Source organism: Paenibacillus sp. FSL R5-0636 (genome assembly GCF_037974255.1).
GTDB lineage: Bacteria > Bacillota > Bacilli > Paenibacillales > Paenibacillaceae > Paenibacillus_AQ > Paenibacillus_AQ odorifer.
Window position 1 is genome coordinate 6,030,573 of record NZ_CP150232.1, and the last position, 18,639, is coordinate 6,049,211.

Consider the following 18,639-nt stretch of genomic DNA (forward strand, 5'->3'; position numbering starts at 1 on the left):
TGAGCCAACTTACGAGGATTAGCGCCTCTCCAGTCCGAAACTATCCAAAAAAGGACCTAAACCGGCAAATAGCTGCAGCTGAGTCCGAAAGCACAACGCCAGAGCTCCCGTAACCGCCCTACTGCCCCTAAACTAATCAATTTTCGAGCCGCAGAGTTGCTCTTGTTTAATCGGGATGATCATTGTTACTTGAAGTGCTCATCATTACCTAGAGTGCTCGACGTTACTCAAGATGCTTAATGTTACTTGAACTGCTTAATGTTGCTTGGGTGCACGGTGTTACTTAGACTTTCAAAGTTGCTTTCGGACCTCAGAGCCGTTATTTCCGCACAAACGCCTCTTTTCATGAGCTATCGGACTCCAGAGTCACTATTGCCTCAAAATCACCCCATTATGAGCCAATTTACGAGGAATAGCGCCCCTCCAGTCCGAAACTATCCAAAAAAGGCCCTAAACCGGCAAATAGCTGCAACTGAGTCCGAAGGCACACGCCAGAGCTCCCGTAACCGCCCTACTGCCCCTAAACTAATCAATTTTCAAGCCGCAGAGTTGCTCTATGTTTAATCGGGATGATCATTGTTACTTGAAGTGCTCATCATTACCTAGAGTGCTCGGCGCTTCTCAAGTTGCTTAATGTTACTTAGACTTTCAAAGTTGCTTTCGGACCTCAGAGCCGTTATTTCCGCACAAACGCCTCTTTTCATGAGCTATCGGACTCCAGAGTCACTATGGGTGCAAAACGACCCCATTATGAGCCATTTTACGAGGAATAGCACCTCTCCAGTCCGAAACTATCCAAAAAAGGCCCTAAACCGGCAAATAGCTGCAGCTGAGTCCGAAAGCACACCGACCCGCCCGCGAGCACCCTACTACCGCCCCTAACCACCCTACTGCCACCCGCAACCACCCTACTGCCGCCCGCAACCGCCCAACTACCGCTCTCCTGCAGCCGCCCTACTGCCGCAACAAACACTACTCAACAAACAACGACCGACTCTTAAACCACTCCATTGCCCATCAAGCTAGGCTTATAGAGTCCCGCTTATGTGGTTAACGAGGTGCTTCTTTTCCCGGCTCCATGTAGTGAAGCATTCTCTTCACTCAAGCCGATATCCGCTTGGCGGAGAACCTTTCGCCCCCTCCAGCGCGCCAGGACAAGCAAGCCTCTCACCAATTCGTCGGCTATCATACAACAATAGATACCCATAAGTCCCCAGCCGACGCTGATTCCTAACCAATAGGAGCAGCCCACGCCAATTAGGGACATAGACACGATGGAAGTATACATCGTATAACGCGTATCCCCGATGGCATTCAGCGCGTTGCCGAGGGCCATATTCAGCATTTTGGAGGGCTGGAGCAATAGATTTAGAGCTAACAAAGAAACCCCGATCGCAATAATCTTCGGATCAGATGTGAAATAACCGAGCAGCTGTTTTCCGAACAGGAATAGTAACAGCATGTTAGCTGACACAATGCTCAAACCAATAAAGAGTGTACGATACGCACTGCGATAAGCTTCTTTCAATTTGCCTGCTCCAAATAAATGAGCAATCTGTATCTGCCCCGCCAGCGCAAAAGCATAACCAAGTGTGAAGCAAAAGGACTCCAAGGTATTAAGATACGTGCGTGCTGCTAACGCTTCGGCTCCAAGTGCAGCCAGAAAGGAATATACAATAAGCTGGGAGAATACCCAACAGGAAGAATTGATCCCGAGAGGCCAGGCAATCTTCAAAATTTGCTTGAACAGCTTGCCATTGAATATGCGGAAATCTCTAAGTCTAACCTTGATCTCGAAAGAACGCCGGAATAAGGAGTAGAGAATAATCACTCCGACCAGTCTACTGACAATACTGGAGATCGCGATGCCCGCAAGGCCTAGCTGTGGCAGACCGAATACACCAAATATAAAAATATAGTTCAGAATTATATGAATCACGTTGATTATAATCCCTGTGTACATCGGTCCTTTGGTATTCCCTGTGTTACGGATAGCGGTACCGAGGGAAGCGATCATCCCGACCATAAAAAGTCCACCGCCGACGTAGGAGATATAGACATTGGAAAGTGACAATAGCTCAGGTGCTATATTTAGAACCCCACCAATAGGGCCCGCATAGAAAAACAACACAATACTCACGACAATCCCCAACACGAGGCTAACCGATACTCCCATAATAGCAATCGTGCGCGCTTCACCAAAACGTTTGGAGCCCATTCTCTGCGCGATCAAAATCCCCGCTCCACCCGCAAATGTTGTAAAAAGCGTGGTCAATGCACCGAACAATTGATTGGAAATGCCGACTACGGCGACTGCATCATCAGAGATACGGCTGACCATTAATGTATCTACCGTACCCAGCAGAGTCTGTAGAAATACCTCTATAAATATAGGCCAAGCCAATACCCAGAGTCCAAAACCCTGTCTTTCTTTTTTCACTATACAAACCCTCCTCGTAAACCATGCCTACAGACTTAGCCTAAAAAATAACATCTTTATTCATTAGGTCAGACTAAATTATAGATGATATACTTTGGATGATGGTACAGATTTCAAACCAATTATTACATTATTCCAACCTCACTAAAAGGAGCTTCTGACATGAACATCTTGAACTTCACCGTTCCTCCGTTGCTGTACTACATTGTAAGCGGATTCCATACTTTCTCCCCCGGCCATTATCATATGAGCCGCCATAATACCCGGGTGTTCGATTTGCTTGTAGTTAAACAAGGCAGTTTATATATGAGTGAAGGCGGCCTCCCTTTTCAAGTAAAAGCGGGTCAGGCGCTCTTGCTTCGTCCAGACAGCCATCATTTCAGTACGGACAGCTGCAAGGAATCCACCTCTTATTATTGGCTGCATTTTCAAACGGTGGGTGAATGGAATATGACCGAGGATACGGCTGCTGCGCTTGAGAAGGACAACGTCAAAATAGAGAACTCCCTGCAATCTGACGAATTTGATATCCGGCCGTTTAGCTTACGCCTGCCTCAGTATACGACTCTGCTGCAGCCGTCCAAGATAGAAGAGCTGCTCTCACAGCTGAATCAGCTTGTGCCTAATTCCCATTTAAGCGATACTCCATTTCAGCAGCAGCTGTTGTTTCAGGAGGTTATTCAGCAGTTATCCGCCTCCCTCAGCCATGAGCGCCCCTCGCCCTCCAAAACATGTGCAGAGCAAGCGGCCTCCTATTTACGCAGCCATTTTCGTGAGCACATCACTGCGCAGCAGCTAGGGGAAAGCCTAAGCTTTCACCCTGTATATATCGCTCGTTGCATGAAGAAGGAATACGGCTGTGCGCCGATGGAATATCTGCTGCATTATCGAATTCAGCAAAGTAAACTTTTGCTGATGCAGACCAGCTACACGATTGCCCGTATAGCCGAGGAAGTCGGCTTCAATCAGGCCCCTTACTTCAGCTCCAGCTTTATTCGAATAGAAGGGACCACTCCGCGGGAATTCCGCCAACGCTTTTCGTAGATCCTGAAGACTCTAAAAAACACAAAAAAAGGGATGCTCCCCATTTGGCTTAGGGAACATCCCTTGCTACTTTTATTATTTCAAACCCTTCTCCTGCACATAAGCGTCCCATTGCTTGATATATTCGGTCTGGATTTTCTCAAGGCCTGCTTGCTTAGCCTTTTCCATAAAGGTGGTTAAACCCGCATCAACATCCTCTACTAATCCAGCTTGCAATGGATACAGGTATTGCTTTTCCACCTGCTCTAGTGCTGCTTTTTCCGCCTGATAGGAGGTATAATCCTCAGCAAAACCTGTGAAAATATCCGGTTTCTGAATTTTGTCGAGCTCAGCGAAGATTTCCTTCACGCCGTCATAGGATTTATCAAACAACATGAACTCCGGATTCCGCCAAGCCCAGCCATTCATTCCCTCGCGTGTAAAACCGTTTGTTGAAGCATCTCCAATAAGTTCATAGTAGCCGTTCGCATCAATTTTATAGTTCTTTCCTTCCACACCGTATTGTGTGAGTTGGTTGTAACGTTTATCCATGACCATCTTTTCATAGAAGGCCAGCGCACGTTCAGGGTTCTTGCTGCTCTTCGGAATGGCGAAACCATTATGAATAGGATGAACTGGTGTTGCATAACCAATGGTATTGCCATAAGGATAGTAACCTAGATCCCAATCCGGATGTGCTGCTTTCACCTTCATCAACGTATCGTTGAAGCGAGTCGGATTATCTCCGAAGATGCTTGCTGCCTTGCCCGCGATAATCGGCGCCTGGATGGTATCCTTCAAGTTCAGGACGTTTTTGGAAATCAATCCGTTTTCCTGCCAGCGTCTCATCGTCAGCAGCTCTTCTTTATGTTCCTCCGAGCCCCAATAGAGATAAGCTTTTGAAGGATCATCGTACTTAATACCAATACCGTAAGGCAGCGGACTGCCGACCTGTGCGGTAAGTGTTGAATATACATCATGAATGTTACCTCTTACATCACTGTTAAAAGAAGCCGGCGACATCTGCGGTTCATTTTTCTTGATTCCTTCCATGTATGCTTCATAGCTAGCCAGATCTGTCGGCTGAGGCAGATTGTATTTATTGCGCAGATCCTCACGCCATACGAAGCCATTCGTTACATACTCCTTATAAGTCGCAGGAACGGTGTAAATCTTGCCATCAATCTTCACGGCATCCCACATTTCCTGTGGTACGAATTGCTGGAGTTCTGGGGCAGCTTTTGGCAGCAGATCATCTATAGCCAAAAAAGCTCCCTTTTTCGCATAAGCCTGATATTGTGTCCAGTCCGCAGTGAAGATCAAATCGATCGATTGGCCCGACGACAGCAGCAGCTTATATTTCTGATCCCAATCTGTCCAGGTTGTATAGTTGAATTTAACGGTTGCATTCAGATCCTCTTCGGCCATTTTGTTAATTTCTGCTTCAATGCTTGAGAGGTCCTTCGGCGCATCGCCTAGCATATAGAATTGCAGCTCTACCTTTTTGGAAGTGTCCAGTCCGGTCTTCTCCTCAGTAACTGCGTTCGTACTTTGTGCTGTGTTTCCTCCGCTATTGCTCTCTTTTACCGCCGCATTGTCTCCGTTTGCAGAATTAGAATTCCCCCCGCAGCCTGCCAGCAGCGTCAAGCCCAATACTGACGTAAGCAGAATAGACATGCGTTTGCCCCGTTGTTTATTCATCTGAATCCTCCCTTTTCACTATGCTTCTATGTTAGCCGACTGTACCTTAACCCGGTAGTGGGCAGGTTGCGGTTCTAACCTTTCACAGCGCCGATGGTTAGGCCTTTGACAAAATAACGCTGAACGAACGGGTACAGAAAAAGAATAGGTCCCGTCACGACAATTGCCATCGCCATTTTGGTAGACTCAGCAGGGACCTCCGTAGCCAGTGACACCCCGGTTCCCGCCCCCATCTGTGCGATAAACTGTGCTGAATTAATAACATTGTACAGATAGAACTGCAGCTGATATTTATGCGTATCATTGATGAACAGTGAAGAGGTGAACCAGTCATTCCAGTAATACAAAGCCAGAAACAAACCGACTGTAGCGATGCCCGGCATGGAAAGCTTGAGTACAATCTGCCAGTAAATCCGGAAATCACCAGCCCCGTCTATTTTGCCAGAATCGAATAATTCCTCAGGAACTGCAGATTTGATGAAGTTTTTCATTAAAATGATCAAAAATGGCGTCATCAGACCTGGAAGCACCAGTACCGCATAGGAATCCAGCAGACCGAGGTATTTCGTAATCATGATGTACCACGGGACAAGTCCTCCCCCAAACAAAGTCGTAAAGTATATATAGAAGGAAAAGCTATTTCGATATTTGAAATCTTTACGCGCCAGTACATAACCGGCCATAGTCATGAAAAAAAGTCCCATTACCGTTCCAATCGCAGTTGTGCTGACTGTGACCGCATATGCCCGCAGCACCTCATCCGGGAAGATGAATACCGTCTTGTAGCCCTCCAGTGAGAACTGTGCCGGTATCAGATGATAGCCATCGCGAATAATGGACTCATTGCTGGTCAAAGACGCAGAGATAATTAGCAAAAAGGGCAGCAGGCAAGCGATCGACAGGCCAATAATGACCACATAGGCAATCCAATGAAGCATTCGCGTATATTTATCCTTTTGAATTTTCATTCCTTATCCTCCTAGAACAGGGCGTAGTCATCGTTTATTTTGCGAATTATATAGTTGACCGTCATAATGAGGACGAAGCCGAACAGGGATTGATAAACCCCGGCAGCCGTTGCCATGCCCACATCAAAGGTTACTTTAAGCGAACGGTATACATAGGTATCAAGGATATCCGTCGTATTGTAGAGCAGCCCGTTATTGCCTATTAATTGATAGAAAAGATCGAACTGGCCCTTCATAATACTGCCGAGCGCAAAGAGCAGCAGCACCACAAAGGTTGATTTGAGCATCGGCACCGTTATATACCAAATCCGCTGGAAAATATTAGCGCCATCAATTTTGGCCGCTTCATAATATTCGTCACTAATCCCCGTAATCGCCGCCAGATAAATCACCATGCTGTAGCCAAGATTTTTCCATAGATAAAAGATAATGATCAGAAAGATCCATGCCCAAGGTTTACTGTAAACGTCGACCGGATCAAGGCCAAATTGGGTAAGTATTGTATTCAAGAAACCGCTGTCATAATTAAACAAGTTGTAGACAATTACACTGAGAATTACAAAAGATACGAAGTAAGGCAAAAACATTACCGATTGGCTAATCTTTTTAAACCATTTTCCATTGAGCTCACTCAGCAGGATCGCACAGACAATTGCCAGCACATTCCCTAGTACAATAAAAGCAATATTGTATCCTATCGTGTTCATCGTGAGCTTCACCAGCGTACCGGATCTCCAGAGGAACTCGAAATTCTGCAACCCGACAAACTTGGAATTGAACATACTGCTGTTGAAGTCGAATTGAGTGAACGCATAATAAATGCCTACCATTGGAAAATAGGAATTCACCAGAAAAAAGATCAAGGTGGGCAGCAGCATCAGAAACATTACCCGATTGTGCACCAGCTCATACAACAATCCTTTCTTCTTTCTTGTCGTTCGTAAGCGTGCTCTACCATCAGCCTGGATGCCAAGTTCGACGTTTGAAATTCCTTTGGATGAGGTTTGGCTCAAGATCTCTCACTCCCCTTAATATAGAAACTGCATAATTCCACTATAGGGGGATTCTTCTGAACACAGAAGTGAAGCTTACAAGCCTTACTGCACAAACTGGCGAAACAGGAACTGAACAATCAGGATGTTTATGTAAAAGTCTTCGGAGACCCACAGAGCTTCTCAAGCTTCGCTAACCCCGTATAATCCTTGTAGAAAAGGCTGTTTTGTACATGAATATTTAATTTGTTCACTCCCTTCAGATTGGAAAAATGCAGGATTATAAGGTTGCTCCACTGTTCCGTTCACTCTTGGGGACTTATAATAAAGGAACTTCATAATATGAATTCATCCAGAGTCTTGTCCGAGTAAGTCATATGATGATCAGGGGGGACGGTATGAAGAATAATGATCTACGGAGAAAAAGACTACTGTATGGCAAGCTGCTCACTACCATAACCCTGTGCATATCGTTAACCCTTCTTATCTCTACTTTTGTTTACTATACGTACTACATCGGTGTCGAGAAGACGCAAACCTTTCGCTCCGATCTAAGGGACCTGACCCAGACCGGCAAAAAAGTAGTCAACATGGCTGAAGTCGCGCAAACGCTTTCATTTCAACTGTATCGAACCAGCACGATTTCTCATCTGTTGTTCTACAACAAGCCTTCTATTTATGAGGTAACCGCAGCGATGTCCGATCTCGGAAACTACTTAAATTCCATGCCCTATATTGAATCCATCTATGTATATAATCCGAATAATGACACGGTTTATATTTCGGCAGCACAGGGCCAGAATGGCGTATTCACCACCCGCGAACTGGTGGACACTGAAATTATTCAGATGCTGAATCATTATCAGGATTACAAAACATTCACGCCGATTCCGCGAACCTATTCCATAAATGAACCTGAGAAGAAAACCATCTCAGTCTATACTTACCTCTGCTATGATGCCATCAATTGGGACCGCTCTATTAACTCTGCAGTTATTGTTAACATATCCGCGGCTTGGATCAATAAAGAACTGGCTAACGGCAATACACCCGGTAGTGGCAGTACCTACATTTTAGATGACCAAGGCCGTTTTCTGTCGGGGAATAAGCTGACACTGGAGAAGCTCTCCGGGGATGAAAACAGTTGGCTGGAGCATCAAGTAAAAGCACGCTCTGCCGGCTATTTTACTGCCCCTTTTAGAGGGAATAAATCACTGGTGTCCTATACTTCGCCCGATTCGCTTGGCTGGCAATATGTGCGCATTACTCCTTATGAGGTAATTACTGAACAGACCAATCATATCCGCAATACTACACTTCTGATTTCTTTAATTATTTTATTGTTCGGTCTTGTTATTTCTAGGGTACTGTCCAAACGGCTTTATCTGCCGATTGATTCGATCGTAAGCCGAATGAACACCCTTGAGGCAGATAAACGCAACAGCATGTTCACGATCAGGCAGAATTCATTACGCAATCTGGTGCTTGGTATTAAATCTCCTCATAACAGCCGGCAAAATGATGTTCAACAGCTGGGTATTTCTTTTAATTTAAACGAGGGCTACCGGCTAGTATTACTACGCATTGATGAGTACGAAGCTCTGCGAAAGGAACGAGGCTCTTATCTGCTTCCGTACAAGTTTGCCATCATGAATATTGCCTCAGAGATCTGTGGACAGACTTATCAGGTGGAAACTGTAGATATGAATGACGATAGCGTAGTCATGTTGCTTAGCAGCATGACCTCCACTGAACATCTGGATACCGAGCTGATTGAAGTGCTGCTGCGGCAGATCCGCGTGGCCTGCTGTGATTATCTAAAAATCGGACTGTCGTTAGTGTACAGCCCCATCAGTGATAATCCAGATGTACTAAACCGGCTGTACAGTCAGGCCAGAGAAGCTTCCAAACATAGACTGTTTTATGGTCATGGCAGCTTGATCAATGCTGAGCGCATTAGCGAGCTTCAGAACAATCTTTACTCCTACCCGGCTGACAGCGAGAAAAAGCTGGTCGATGCGCTCACAAGTGGCAGAACAGACGAAGCCCGCAGTCACTTCTCCGAAATGGTACGTGAAATGGAGCAATATCCCTATCATGTGCTGGAACTTACTGTTTCAAGGGTGACGCTAACGATTAAACGAATCGTCGATAACATCAAGAAGCTTAGTCCTACCTCCACCGAAGGGATGATGGTGATGCCTTCGCTTGAACAGTATGAAACGATAGAAGAATTTGAAGCGGCTTTTTACCAGCTTTTCGATCATATTCAGGAATTCCAAGCGGATAAGCGCAGCTCCAAGCAAAGCGATCTAATCCGGCAAATCAACCAAACCATTCAGCAATCTTACATGGACCCTTGCCTAAGTCTGAACCAAATCGCGGATGAACTTAATATGTCTCCGATTTATGTCAGCAGACTTTATAAGCAGCAGACCCTAACCACTATTGTGGATGTCATTATGGAGGTACGGATGAAGGAAGTATGCCGCCTGCTTGTAGAGAGTGATTTGTCGGTATCGGATATTGCTGAAGTAACTGGCTTCACCAGCAGTTCTTATCTCCACCGGATGTTCAAACGCAACTTCAGCCTTACACCAATTGAATTCAGACGGACCAAAAACAGTTCATAACATGAATCACCTATCCCCCAAAAAGAAGGGTGTTCCAGCAGCCATTAACCCAGCCTTTGGAACACCCATCGATATCCTATGAAATATTAAAATACCTTCGCAATATTTGCTTCATTCTCACCTGCAAGAATGGTGTATTCTTTGGTCAACAGATTCGCTTCAAGCTTCGCCACACTGTTCTCATTTTTCCAAGTGATGTTCAGCTCATTCTCACTACCTTGTTCAATCTTGATCTCACCATCAAAAGCTGGACAGCTATTTCTGAATTTTAACAATGCGAACAGCTTTTGAACAACAGGACGTTGTACCTCAGCAGCAATTTCATCTTTAGAATAATAATGGCGGTTAATATTGCGTCCTTCTTTTGTGCTTTCGAGCAGCTCAATATCATTCTCGCCAGCCAATAGACCTACATAATAAATCTGTGGAATACCAGGGGCGAAGCACTGAATAGCTCTGGCCAAAAGATATGCCTGATCATCATTGCCAAGTGCAGAATAATAAGTGCAGTTAATTTGATAAATATCCAGATTATTATAAGCGGCGGAGCTATATTTTTTCTTAACATTCGCTCCTTGGCTATATAGGCTTTCTCTGGTCATTTCAGCTTCTTCGTCGGTCATCAGGTCCTTAACATCCACTACGCCGATGCCGTCATGCGTATCCAGGGTAGTGAATTGTTTTCTCGGACAGATCTCCAGCCAATGCGCAAGCCGATTTACTTGTCCACTATACAGAGCATGTAATACCAACATTGGCAGGGCAAAATCATAGACATAATAATCCTTGTCTGCAATCTTCAATTGAATGCTGTAATGCTCATGGATTTCCGGAAGAACAGTTACACCATAAGGTTCTACTACTTCTTTAGACAAATTCAACATTTCCCAAATATCCGGTTCTACGAAAAAGCAGTTGGTACCGATCTTTTTGTTGGCATAGGCAAAAGCGTCAAGTCGGATAATCGATGCTCCTTTATCAGCAAGAAAGGTCAGATTGTCTTTCACGAATTTCTTCGTAGTTTCCGTAGTCACGTCCAGATCAATCTGCTGCTCATCAAACGTACACCAAACCTTTTCCTTCGTCCCATCTTTAAAAGTAACCTCTACGTATGGCGCCCGCGGTTTACGTTTATAAATTAAATCCACATCAACCTCAGTTGGTTCACCGTTAGGCCAGAAATCCTTGTAACGAATGAATAAATCCTTATATTCCGATTCATCCTTCTTCTCAAGGAAATCTTGAAAGTATGGAGACTGCTGTGAAATGTGATTGATCATGAAATCATACATCATGTAGAACTTCTGGCTCATCTGTTCAATTTCCGCCCAGTCGCCAAAAGCTGAGTCAACCTTGGTGTAATCCATCGGGGCAAATCCCCGGTCGCCCGAAGAGGGGTAAAACGGCAATAAATGAACCCCACCCACGACTCCTTGCAAGTGTGTATCCAGTACTTCGTTTAGTTCTTTTAAATTGTTTCCCATGCTATCTGCGTAAGTGATAAGCATAGCTTCATTTTTAATCTGCATATTGGAGTTCTCCTTCTATTTCAATTTATACACTCTTGCTTCATAAGTCAGAGAAATCATCAAACTAATGTAATTTAATGAAAGCGTTCTCCTAAGAATCCTGTTCCTCCCTAGATGAACGTTTATTCAAAACCAATTTTATAGATGCGCAAATAATATGTCAAACGTTTTCATATAATTATATTCATATAATATAGACAAAATTATTGATATTTAATATTATACCTGAATATTTTGTGGTAACGTATAACATACCTATTATAACTATCAAAAACAATCTATGCTTTTACAATTGTTAGTCTTGATTAGTGTCAACAATCCAAGAAACGTTGTAGAATATAGATTAGAGCATTTTATGAAACGGGGATGAGGGTATGGCAAGTATTAAAGATGTTGCCAAGGAAGCGGGCGTTGCTGTAGCTACCGTGTCCAGAGTAATGAACAACCGGGGATATATCAGCAAAGAGACGCGTAAAAAAGTTGAACAAGCGATGGACGCCTTAGATTATCATCCTAATCAAATCGCCAGAGCCTTACAGAAGAATCAATCCTTTTTTATTGGGATTATTGTTCCAGATTCGAACCACCCTTTCTTTTCCGATCTCATCAAGTATGTTGAAATGAGTGCTAATGAAAAAAACTATAAATTGCTAATATGCAATTCTCTTGACGATCCTGAGAAAGAAGCCAACTATATTAGCATGCTTCGCCAGAATCAAGTAGATGGCATTATCATGTGCAGCCACACCATGAATATTGAAAGCTATAAAAAGGTCCCTTTCCCTATTGTCTCTTTTGACCGTTTTATTTCCTCCAACATTCCTTGTGTGGGATCGGATAATTACCGCGGTGGTGAGCTAGCTACCGAACATTTGATACAGCTGGGCTGTAAACGGTTGCTACATATCTCCGGCCCGCTAGATCTGGATATTCTAGCGAATCGTCGTCGGGATGCTTTTGTCATCACTAGTATGAAACATGGTGTAACCTACGATATTATCGAAGGTGCGCACAATAAGCTTACCTTTGATTATTTTTGGTCCTTTGTCACCGAAAATATCTCTCCAGCCCAACTTCGAGAATATGATGGAGTATTTTGCAGTAATGATATTGTGGCTTATGCTTTATACATTTATGCTGAACAGCAAGGCATTCGAGTGCCCGAGCAACTGAAAATCATCGGTTATGATTACCACAGCTTTACCCGCATGCTTCAGAGTCCTAAATTGACTACCATTATGCAACCTAGTGATCGGATCGGGGTCATGCTGACCAATACTCTCCTGCAAATGATCGAAAGTGCTGACGGAGAGCTAATCAACAACACTACTGTAGACGTAACTCTTATTAAAGGAGAGACTACTTAACGTATCTATTAAAAAGGTAGACTACCGTAATTAGCGGTGGCCTGCCTTTTTTTTGTATTGCTTCATTAATAACGACTTTCAGGAATAACGGCTTTCAGGGCAATTATTGTAACAACTTCCGCTTCTCAGAATATGCTGATTGGGCAGGTTCCCATTTTTTAAAGGAATGAACAGGAGAAGTTCAAGGAGGAGATATAGAAATATGCCTGATTACAGACCATTTAAAGGCGATGCTATCCTAAACAAGCATGGAAGGATCAGCAGTCCTATTAGAAAGAGGGAGTGTAACGCACTATTAAAAATAGTCACTGATCTCTCTGCAGTGGTACCCCCCGTACTTACGAATCCCACAACACTTCATATTGTCAATCTCCAAAGAGTGTTAAGAGAGCTATTGGAATTCTTGCATACTTCTAAGTTATGCAGCCCTTTTAGAACTGAGCTACTTTCTGTAGTAGAGATAACCATTGTATCGACCGAAGTCAGTCCCTTCTCAGTCGTAAGCGTTGGCACTAATCTTCAACTGCTATTAGCTGAGTTATTATCTTTTATTCTCGCCACGAAGATTGACCCTAATTGCAAAGATCAGCTGATTATTCAGATCAGACATATTCAGGCTTCTATTACACAAGCAATTGGATTACCTATTAAAGGTGTGACTGGACCTCAAGGGCCACATGGACCACAGGGACCTCAGGGGCCGCAAGGATCTCAGGGGGTTCCGGGAGCAACGGGAACTACAGGGGCAGGGCTGCAAGGAATTGTTGCTTTTAATCCTGCATTAAGCCCTACTTATCCTGCCGGTCAAGTAGTAACCTTCAATGGCAGTACCTATATAGCTACTGTTGCGGGACCAACGGGAACACCTGGAAGTTCACCAGATTATTTATTAATTGCTGGGGGCTCCACAGGCCCCCAAGGACCTCAAGGCCCTCAAGGAACACCGGGACTTCAAGGACCTCAGGGGCCGCAAGGGGTAGGGCTGCAAGGGATTGTAATCTTTAATCCTGCACAAAGTCCTACTTATCCAGCAGGTCAAGTAGTAACCTTCAATGGCAGCACCTATATTGCTACCGTTTCTGGACCTACTGGAATACCCGGGAGTTCACCAGATTACTTGTTAATCGCTGGTGGCGCGATGGGACCTCAAGGACCACAGGGTGTGCAGGGGATTCAAGGGCCAACAGGTGCGCAAGGACCAGCAGGTCCAGGCGTAGGAGCAACTGGAGCGACTGGCTCGACTGGCGCTGCAGGCTTGGCAGGCCCTGCTGGTGCAACGGGCGCGACTGGCGACCCCGGCGCGGTCGGCGTTGCCGGAGCTACGGGTGCAACGGGTGCGACTGGTGATCCCGGCGCGGTCGGCGTTGCCGGAGCTACGGGTGCAACGGGTGCGACTGGTGATCCCGGTGCGGTCGGCGTTGCCGGAGCTACGGGTGCAACGGGTGATCCCGGCGCGGTTGGAGCTACTGGCATTACCGGAGTCACTGGTGCAACCGGTAACGGTGCAATTATTCCGCTGGCATCCGGAGGACCTATTATTATGACCACGGTTTTAGGTGGTTTGGTGGGAACAACAAGCCTTGTAGGCTTCGGAAGTTCAGCCACAGGCATTTCTCTTGTTGGCGGTAATGTTGATTTAACAGGTACTCTCCTTGGACCGCTTATCAACTTTGCATTCTCGACTCCTCGTGCAGGAGTGATAACATCCCTTGCTGCTTATTTCAGTAATACCATAGCTTTATCGCTGCTTGGTACTACAATAAATGTAACAGCACAGTTGTACCAATCGGCCACACCAAATAACACATTTACTGCTATTCCAGGGGCATTAGTAGCGCTCCCACCTATCACAGATACTATTAATCTAGGAACTTTTGTCAATGGAATTACAAATGATATCAATTTTGCTGTAACACCACAGACACGTCTGCTTATGGTATTCTCAGCCACTGCTACAGGCCTCACCCTTGTAAATACAGTCACTGGTTATGCAAGTGCTGGCTTTACGATTGTATAATCATTAAAACAAATTCAAAAAAAGGCATCTGCCATTCCTTCTAAGGAGTGACAGATGCCTTTTTGGTAATATGCGGTACAATTACTTGATCTTTCGGACTCAAATGCCGCTATTCGTTAATTTATCCCTGTTTAGAGAGATCATCGGACCTGAGAGGCGCTATTGGGCAGAAATGGTGCTCAATAGCGTCTATTTTGTACAAATAACGCCTATGGGGTCCAATAGCAACTCAAAAATAGGAAAATATTGCAAATAAGAGCGCTTGAGTCCGATAGTCTGTCAATGCCACTCCCCGCTCTTCTTCTCTCCTACTCATGTCCGGAGGCTGAATCCCTATTACCGAAACCTTCCTTTCCTTTGGTCTCGATCAGGAGCTGCAGATACGCTGCTTATTACACCTCCTTCTATACACTTACAATCACTACTTAGAGTCTACTGTTTCTTTCCCACGTCGGATGAGCTGCTTACTATGCCTCCCTCTATACACTTACCTTAACTACTTAGGTCTACCGTACTCTCCCACGTCGGATGAGCTGCTTACTACGCCTCCTTCTATACACTTACCTTCACTACTTAGGGTCTACCGTTCTTTCCCACGTCTGATGAGCTGCTTACTACACCTCCTTCTATACACTTACAATCACTACTTAGGGTCTACCGTTCTCTCCCACGTCGGGTCAGCAGCTTATTACGCCCCTTCTATACACTTACCATCACTACTTAGGGTCTACCGTTCTTTCCCACGTCTGATGCGCTGCTTACTACGCCTCCCTCCATACTCTTACCATCACTACTTAGGTCTACTGTTCTTTCCCATGTCGGGTGAGACGCTTACTACGCCCCTTCTATACTCTTACCTTCACTACTTAGAGTCTACTGTTCTTTCCCATGTCGGGTGAGACGCTTACTACGCCCCTTCTATACTCTTACCTTCACTACTTAGAGACTACTGTTCTTTCCCACGTCGGGTGAACTATATTTGATGCTGTGGTAGGGTAGGGACATTAAGTGGCGTTCTAGGTACAATATGCTTGTAAATGTTCAACATCCACCGGTTAGTAAAATACCAAAGGCTGGCTCATTCGTAGATTTCACTACTGATGAGCCAGCCTTTAGTTAGATATCCATTATATTAGGGAAATCCTCCCTAATATTCATCGATAATCGTTTTAAAATAAGGTTTTTAGGGAAATCCTCCCTAAAAATTCATGCAAATACCCATTTATGGCTAAAAACACCCTATTATTAGGGAGGATTTCCCTAATCCACGTTCTAGGAGCCATAATTCCCTTCACTTTAGGGAGAATTTCCCTAATCCACGTTCTAGGAGCCATGCTTTCTATCACTTTAGGGAGAATTTCCCTAATTCACGTGCTAGAAGCCATAATCCCCTTCACTTTAGGGAGAATTTCCCTAAAGTTCTACCCAGAAAGACGTCCCATAGCCAGCTCATGCTCCCTGGCTATGGGACGCCTTTTTCCACTTAAACGCTTCGCTTGTAAAGGTCTCCCTATAGATCAGCTAATCTGCTGACTGCCCTGCTGCTTCTCTAAGAAACGTTGAAGAATCGCATTGAATTGCTCCGGCTGGCACAGATTACTTGGATCTAATGCGTTCGGAATAATCGCCAACTGCGCATGTGGCAGCTGGGACACCATTTCCTTCATACAATTCACTCCAAATTCATTAAAGTCCCCTACAATACATAAAGCAGGACGTTTAAAAGCCTTTAAGCATCTGGTGTAATCAACATGGCTTGTAGCCAGTCTTTGCCGATATAGCTCCCGGGGACGTTTGTCCAGCAGCCCTCTTCTAATCTCATTGTAGGCCAGACTCCAGCGCTCTCGGTACATCATCCGAATCGAAGGCAACACCAGCTCGCTTGGGAGATAATACATTAGCAAACTGCAATATGCTGCCATAGTTTGTATTTTCCCTACAATTGTTGATCCGTGAGTCCTACAGAAGCTGTCTGCGACCACAATTGCTTTTACACGCTCAGGATATTGTTTGGCAATATGCTGAACGACTAAGCCACCATAGGCGATTCCTACAAAAACTGCTTCACGAATACCTAGGTCATTCAACAGCATAATCAGATCCAGACATTGCGTCTCAATAATCTCATGTGGGGCCTCCAGCAGTTTACCAGACTTACCATTCCCCCGTAAATCGCACAAAATCACTTTATATTTATCGGAAAAATACTCCAGCTGTGGTTTGAACATACTGTGTGTTAATCCATGTCCATGGATAAACACAACCGGAGTGCCAGTTCCATTGATTTCATAATAGAGCGAAGTTCCGTTCAGTTTAGCGATAGGCAAAGGTAACACCTCTTTCATAATAAATTCTACGTCTATATCTGCTTAAAAACGCAGCAAAAAACCACAGAGGGATTCTCTGTGGCTATTCATCACTAAACACGCCATTCATCCTCTCTCCATACGCTTACGAGGTTAGCTGTCGGATTCGGGCAGTGAGAGTTGCCCTACCTGCAGGGATGCATGTTATGCACCCGGAACAGGATTCACCCCATAACCAGTGCCGACTCTCACATCGGCTGCCAGTTGTTGGTTCCCCCGCTTTCCAGAAACGGAAATTAAGCGGATTGCTTATGTAATTGTAAATTTAAGATAATTGTCAGTTCTGAGATGAATCATACTCTTGTAAGGTTTGCTTGTAAAGGAGGGCTCTGGTCAAAATAATGTTGAAAGCAATGCTTTTCATTTCATATTGAGCATACTCTTCATTTTCTCTTTCTTTTGCTCTTGTTTACTCGTTTTATTTAAGAAAATGGCTCTGAACCAAGCCAAACGGAGGTTAAAACACCAGTACTTTCTATATAAAGGCCATCCTTTTCACTGGAGATATGAAAAAAGCTAAGCAGAATCAGAGATATTCCCCTGTCCACTTAGCTTTCTCTTACAATACTATGGCTACAAAAGATCGGCGTTTTTCAATGCATGCTCCCAGCTTGGAAAAAAGAACAGCGCACTTCTCATAAGCTCAGGATCGCTCTGCTTTACTTGTTTTTTACTGATCGAGCTTCCGTCGCTTTGCAGCTTTTTGATCCGACTTAATACTTCATCAGCCTCCAAAGGAATTTCCATTGAAACACTCCTTTCTCAGTGACCTGTTTCCCTTCATTTTCTCCATAATATGTTTATTTATTCCGTACTCTTTATTTCCCCAGATTAAACCATCTGATAGATGGGTTGTTCAGCAATGAACCGGCTAGGAAGCATGGGATATTTGTCTGCTAAGATTTCAGCTAAATATTTCATTCCCGGCGCTTCACTCTCCGCATGACCTAACATGATGAGCGCTTTAGATCTGCCTTGGTGCCCTGCATCCCGCACATATTCCGGAGTCTCCCACTCTGGTCCCTCTCCAGCAATAATTAAATCAAGATTGTGATCATTAAAATGCGGAATAGCCATCGTCACGCCTCCTCTGTAACCTACTAATATCCCTACGCGTTTGCAGGACAGAGACAGGTCACCAGCAGCGCGTACATAAGAGATCCCTAGCTTACTTTTAATATACTGAGCAGCTTCCAGTACAGTCATAGCAGGAATAGTGAGAATCGTAGCAGCTGCTTGCTGCTCTTCCACGTATGCGGACCAATCTAGTTCTCGCAGCAAACCCACCATAATTCCATCCGGCTTTTGCCGATGCCAATAATCATGATAACGAAAAATAGCAATTTGGGAATGTTCGATCAGACTTTTTTTCGCATGATAAACCGGATCACCTTCTAACCACTCGCTCGCCGCATGATGGCTATAAAATACACCTTCATGCGTGATCAGCAAATTGGCTCCTAACGCTATTGCTTGCTCCACAACATTTTGTGTGGCAGAGAAGGCCGTAATAATCCCTGTGACTTCAGTTTCCGGTTCCCCTGGGTTCAGAATATCGACAGTGCCTTCTACCTGTTCCACAGTTCCCATTAAATCTTCCATA

12 protein-coding genes and 1 riboswitch are annotated in these 18,639 nt (G+C 44.6%); of the genes, 4 read left to right on the forward strand and 8 right to left on the reverse strand.

Translation table 11 applies throughout. The annotated features are described in order from the left end of the window. Window positions 1-1,042 precede the first annotated feature (1,042 nt). Window positions 1,043-2,443, reverse strand: a complete 1,401-nt coding sequence (locus tag MKX34_RS27575; RefSeq protein WP_076104897.1) for an MATE family efflux transporter — start codon at window positions 2,441-2,443, stop codon at window positions 1,043-1,045. 159 nt (window positions 2,444-2,602) lie between these two features. On the opposite strand from MKX34_RS27575, the gene MKX34_RS27580 reads away from it, so the two are divergent. Next, the gene (locus MKX34_RS27580; protein WP_076104896.1) at window positions 2,603-3,484 is read left to right on the forward strand and encodes an AraC family transcriptional regulator; all 882 of its coding nucleotides are present in this window, start codon (window positions 2,603-2,605) and stop codon (window positions 3,482-3,484) included. Between the two features lie 75 nt (window positions 3,485-3,559). Here the strand turns inward: MKX34_RS27580 and MKX34_RS27585 are convergent, their stop codons facing one another. From MKX34_RS27585 to MKX34_RS27595, 3 genes are all read right to left on the reverse strand, one after another. Then, window positions 3,560-5,170, reverse strand: a complete 1,611-nt coding sequence (locus MKX34_RS27585) for an extracellular solute-binding protein (protein WP_143763721.1) — start codon at window positions 5,168-5,170, stop codon at window positions 3,560-3,562. Window positions 5,171-5,238: 68 nt separating this feature from the next. Then, a complete protein-coding gene (locus tag MKX34_RS27590; protein WP_036685379.1) occupies window positions 5,239-6,132 on the reverse strand; it encodes a carbohydrate ABC transporter permease in 894 nt (297 codons plus the stop codon). 11 nt (window positions 6,133-6,143) lie between these two features. Then, a complete protein-coding gene (locus MKX34_RS27595; protein ID WP_143763722.1) occupies window positions 6,144-7,019 on the reverse strand; it encodes an ABC transporter permease subunit in 876 nt (291 codons plus the stop codon). A gap of 503 nt (window positions 7,020-7,522) precedes the next feature. Between MKX34_RS27595 and MKX34_RS27600 the strand changes: the two genes are divergently transcribed. Next, entirely contained in the window at window positions 7,523-9,757 is a 2,235-nt protein-coding gene (locus MKX34_RS27600) for an AraC family transcriptional regulator (RefSeq protein ID WP_076296430.1), read from the forward strand. Window positions 9,758-9,843: 86 nt separating this feature from the next. On the opposite strand, the gene gtfA is transcribed toward MKX34_RS27600, so the two are convergent. Continuing rightward, on the reverse strand, window positions 9,844-11,286 hold the full coding sequence (gene gtfA / locus MKX34_RS27605; RefSeq protein WP_076141801.1) for a sucrose phosphorylase: 1,443 nt from the start codon (window positions 11,284-11,286) through the stop codon (window positions 9,844-9,846). Window positions 11,287-11,660: 374 nt separating this feature from the next. Between gtfA and MKX34_RS27610 the strand changes: the two genes are divergently transcribed. Together MKX34_RS27610 and MKX34_RS27615 are read left to right on the forward strand one after the other, a co-directional pair. After that, complete coding sequence (locus tag MKX34_RS27610) at window positions 11,661-12,653, forward strand: LacI family DNA-binding transcriptional regulator (RefSeq protein WP_036685385.1); 993 nt, start codon at window positions 11,661-11,663, stop codon at window positions 12,651-12,653. Window positions 12,654-12,855: 202 nt separating this feature from the next. Continuing rightward, window positions 12,856-14,670, forward strand: a complete 1,815-nt coding sequence (locus MKX34_RS27615) for an exosporium glycoprotein BclB-related protein (protein ID WP_081383876.1) — start codon at window positions 12,856-12,858, stop codon at window positions 14,668-14,670. Between the two features lie 1,517 nt (window positions 14,671-16,187). On the opposite strand, the gene MKX34_RS27620 is transcribed toward MKX34_RS27615, so the two are convergent. From MKX34_RS27620 to MKX34_RS27630, 3 genes are all read right to left on the reverse strand, one after another. Then, the gene (locus MKX34_RS27620; RefSeq protein ID WP_080742622.1) at window positions 16,188-17,015 is read right to left on the reverse strand and encodes an alpha/beta hydrolase; all 828 of its coding nucleotides are present in this window, start codon (window positions 17,013-17,015) and stop codon (window positions 16,188-16,190) included. Window positions 17,016-17,102: 87 nt separating this feature from the next. Beyond that, window positions 17,103-17,289, reverse strand: a riboswitch (cyclic di-AMP (ydaO/yuaA leader). A 320-nt stretch (window positions 17,290-17,609) separates the two neighbouring features. Next, the gene (locus MKX34_RS27625; protein ID WP_169744809.1) at window positions 17,610-17,783 is read right to left on the reverse strand and encodes a hypothetical protein; all 174 of its coding nucleotides are present in this window, start codon (window positions 17,781-17,783) and stop codon (window positions 17,610-17,612) included. Window positions 17,784-17,867: 84 nt separating this feature from the next. Then, window positions 17,868-18,638, reverse strand: coding sequence for a Nif3-like dinuclear metal center hexameric protein (locus MKX34_RS27630; protein WP_256717610.1), 771 nt, complete (start codon window positions 18,636-18,638; stop codon window positions 17,868-17,870). Window position 18,639: the final 1 nt, after the last annotated feature.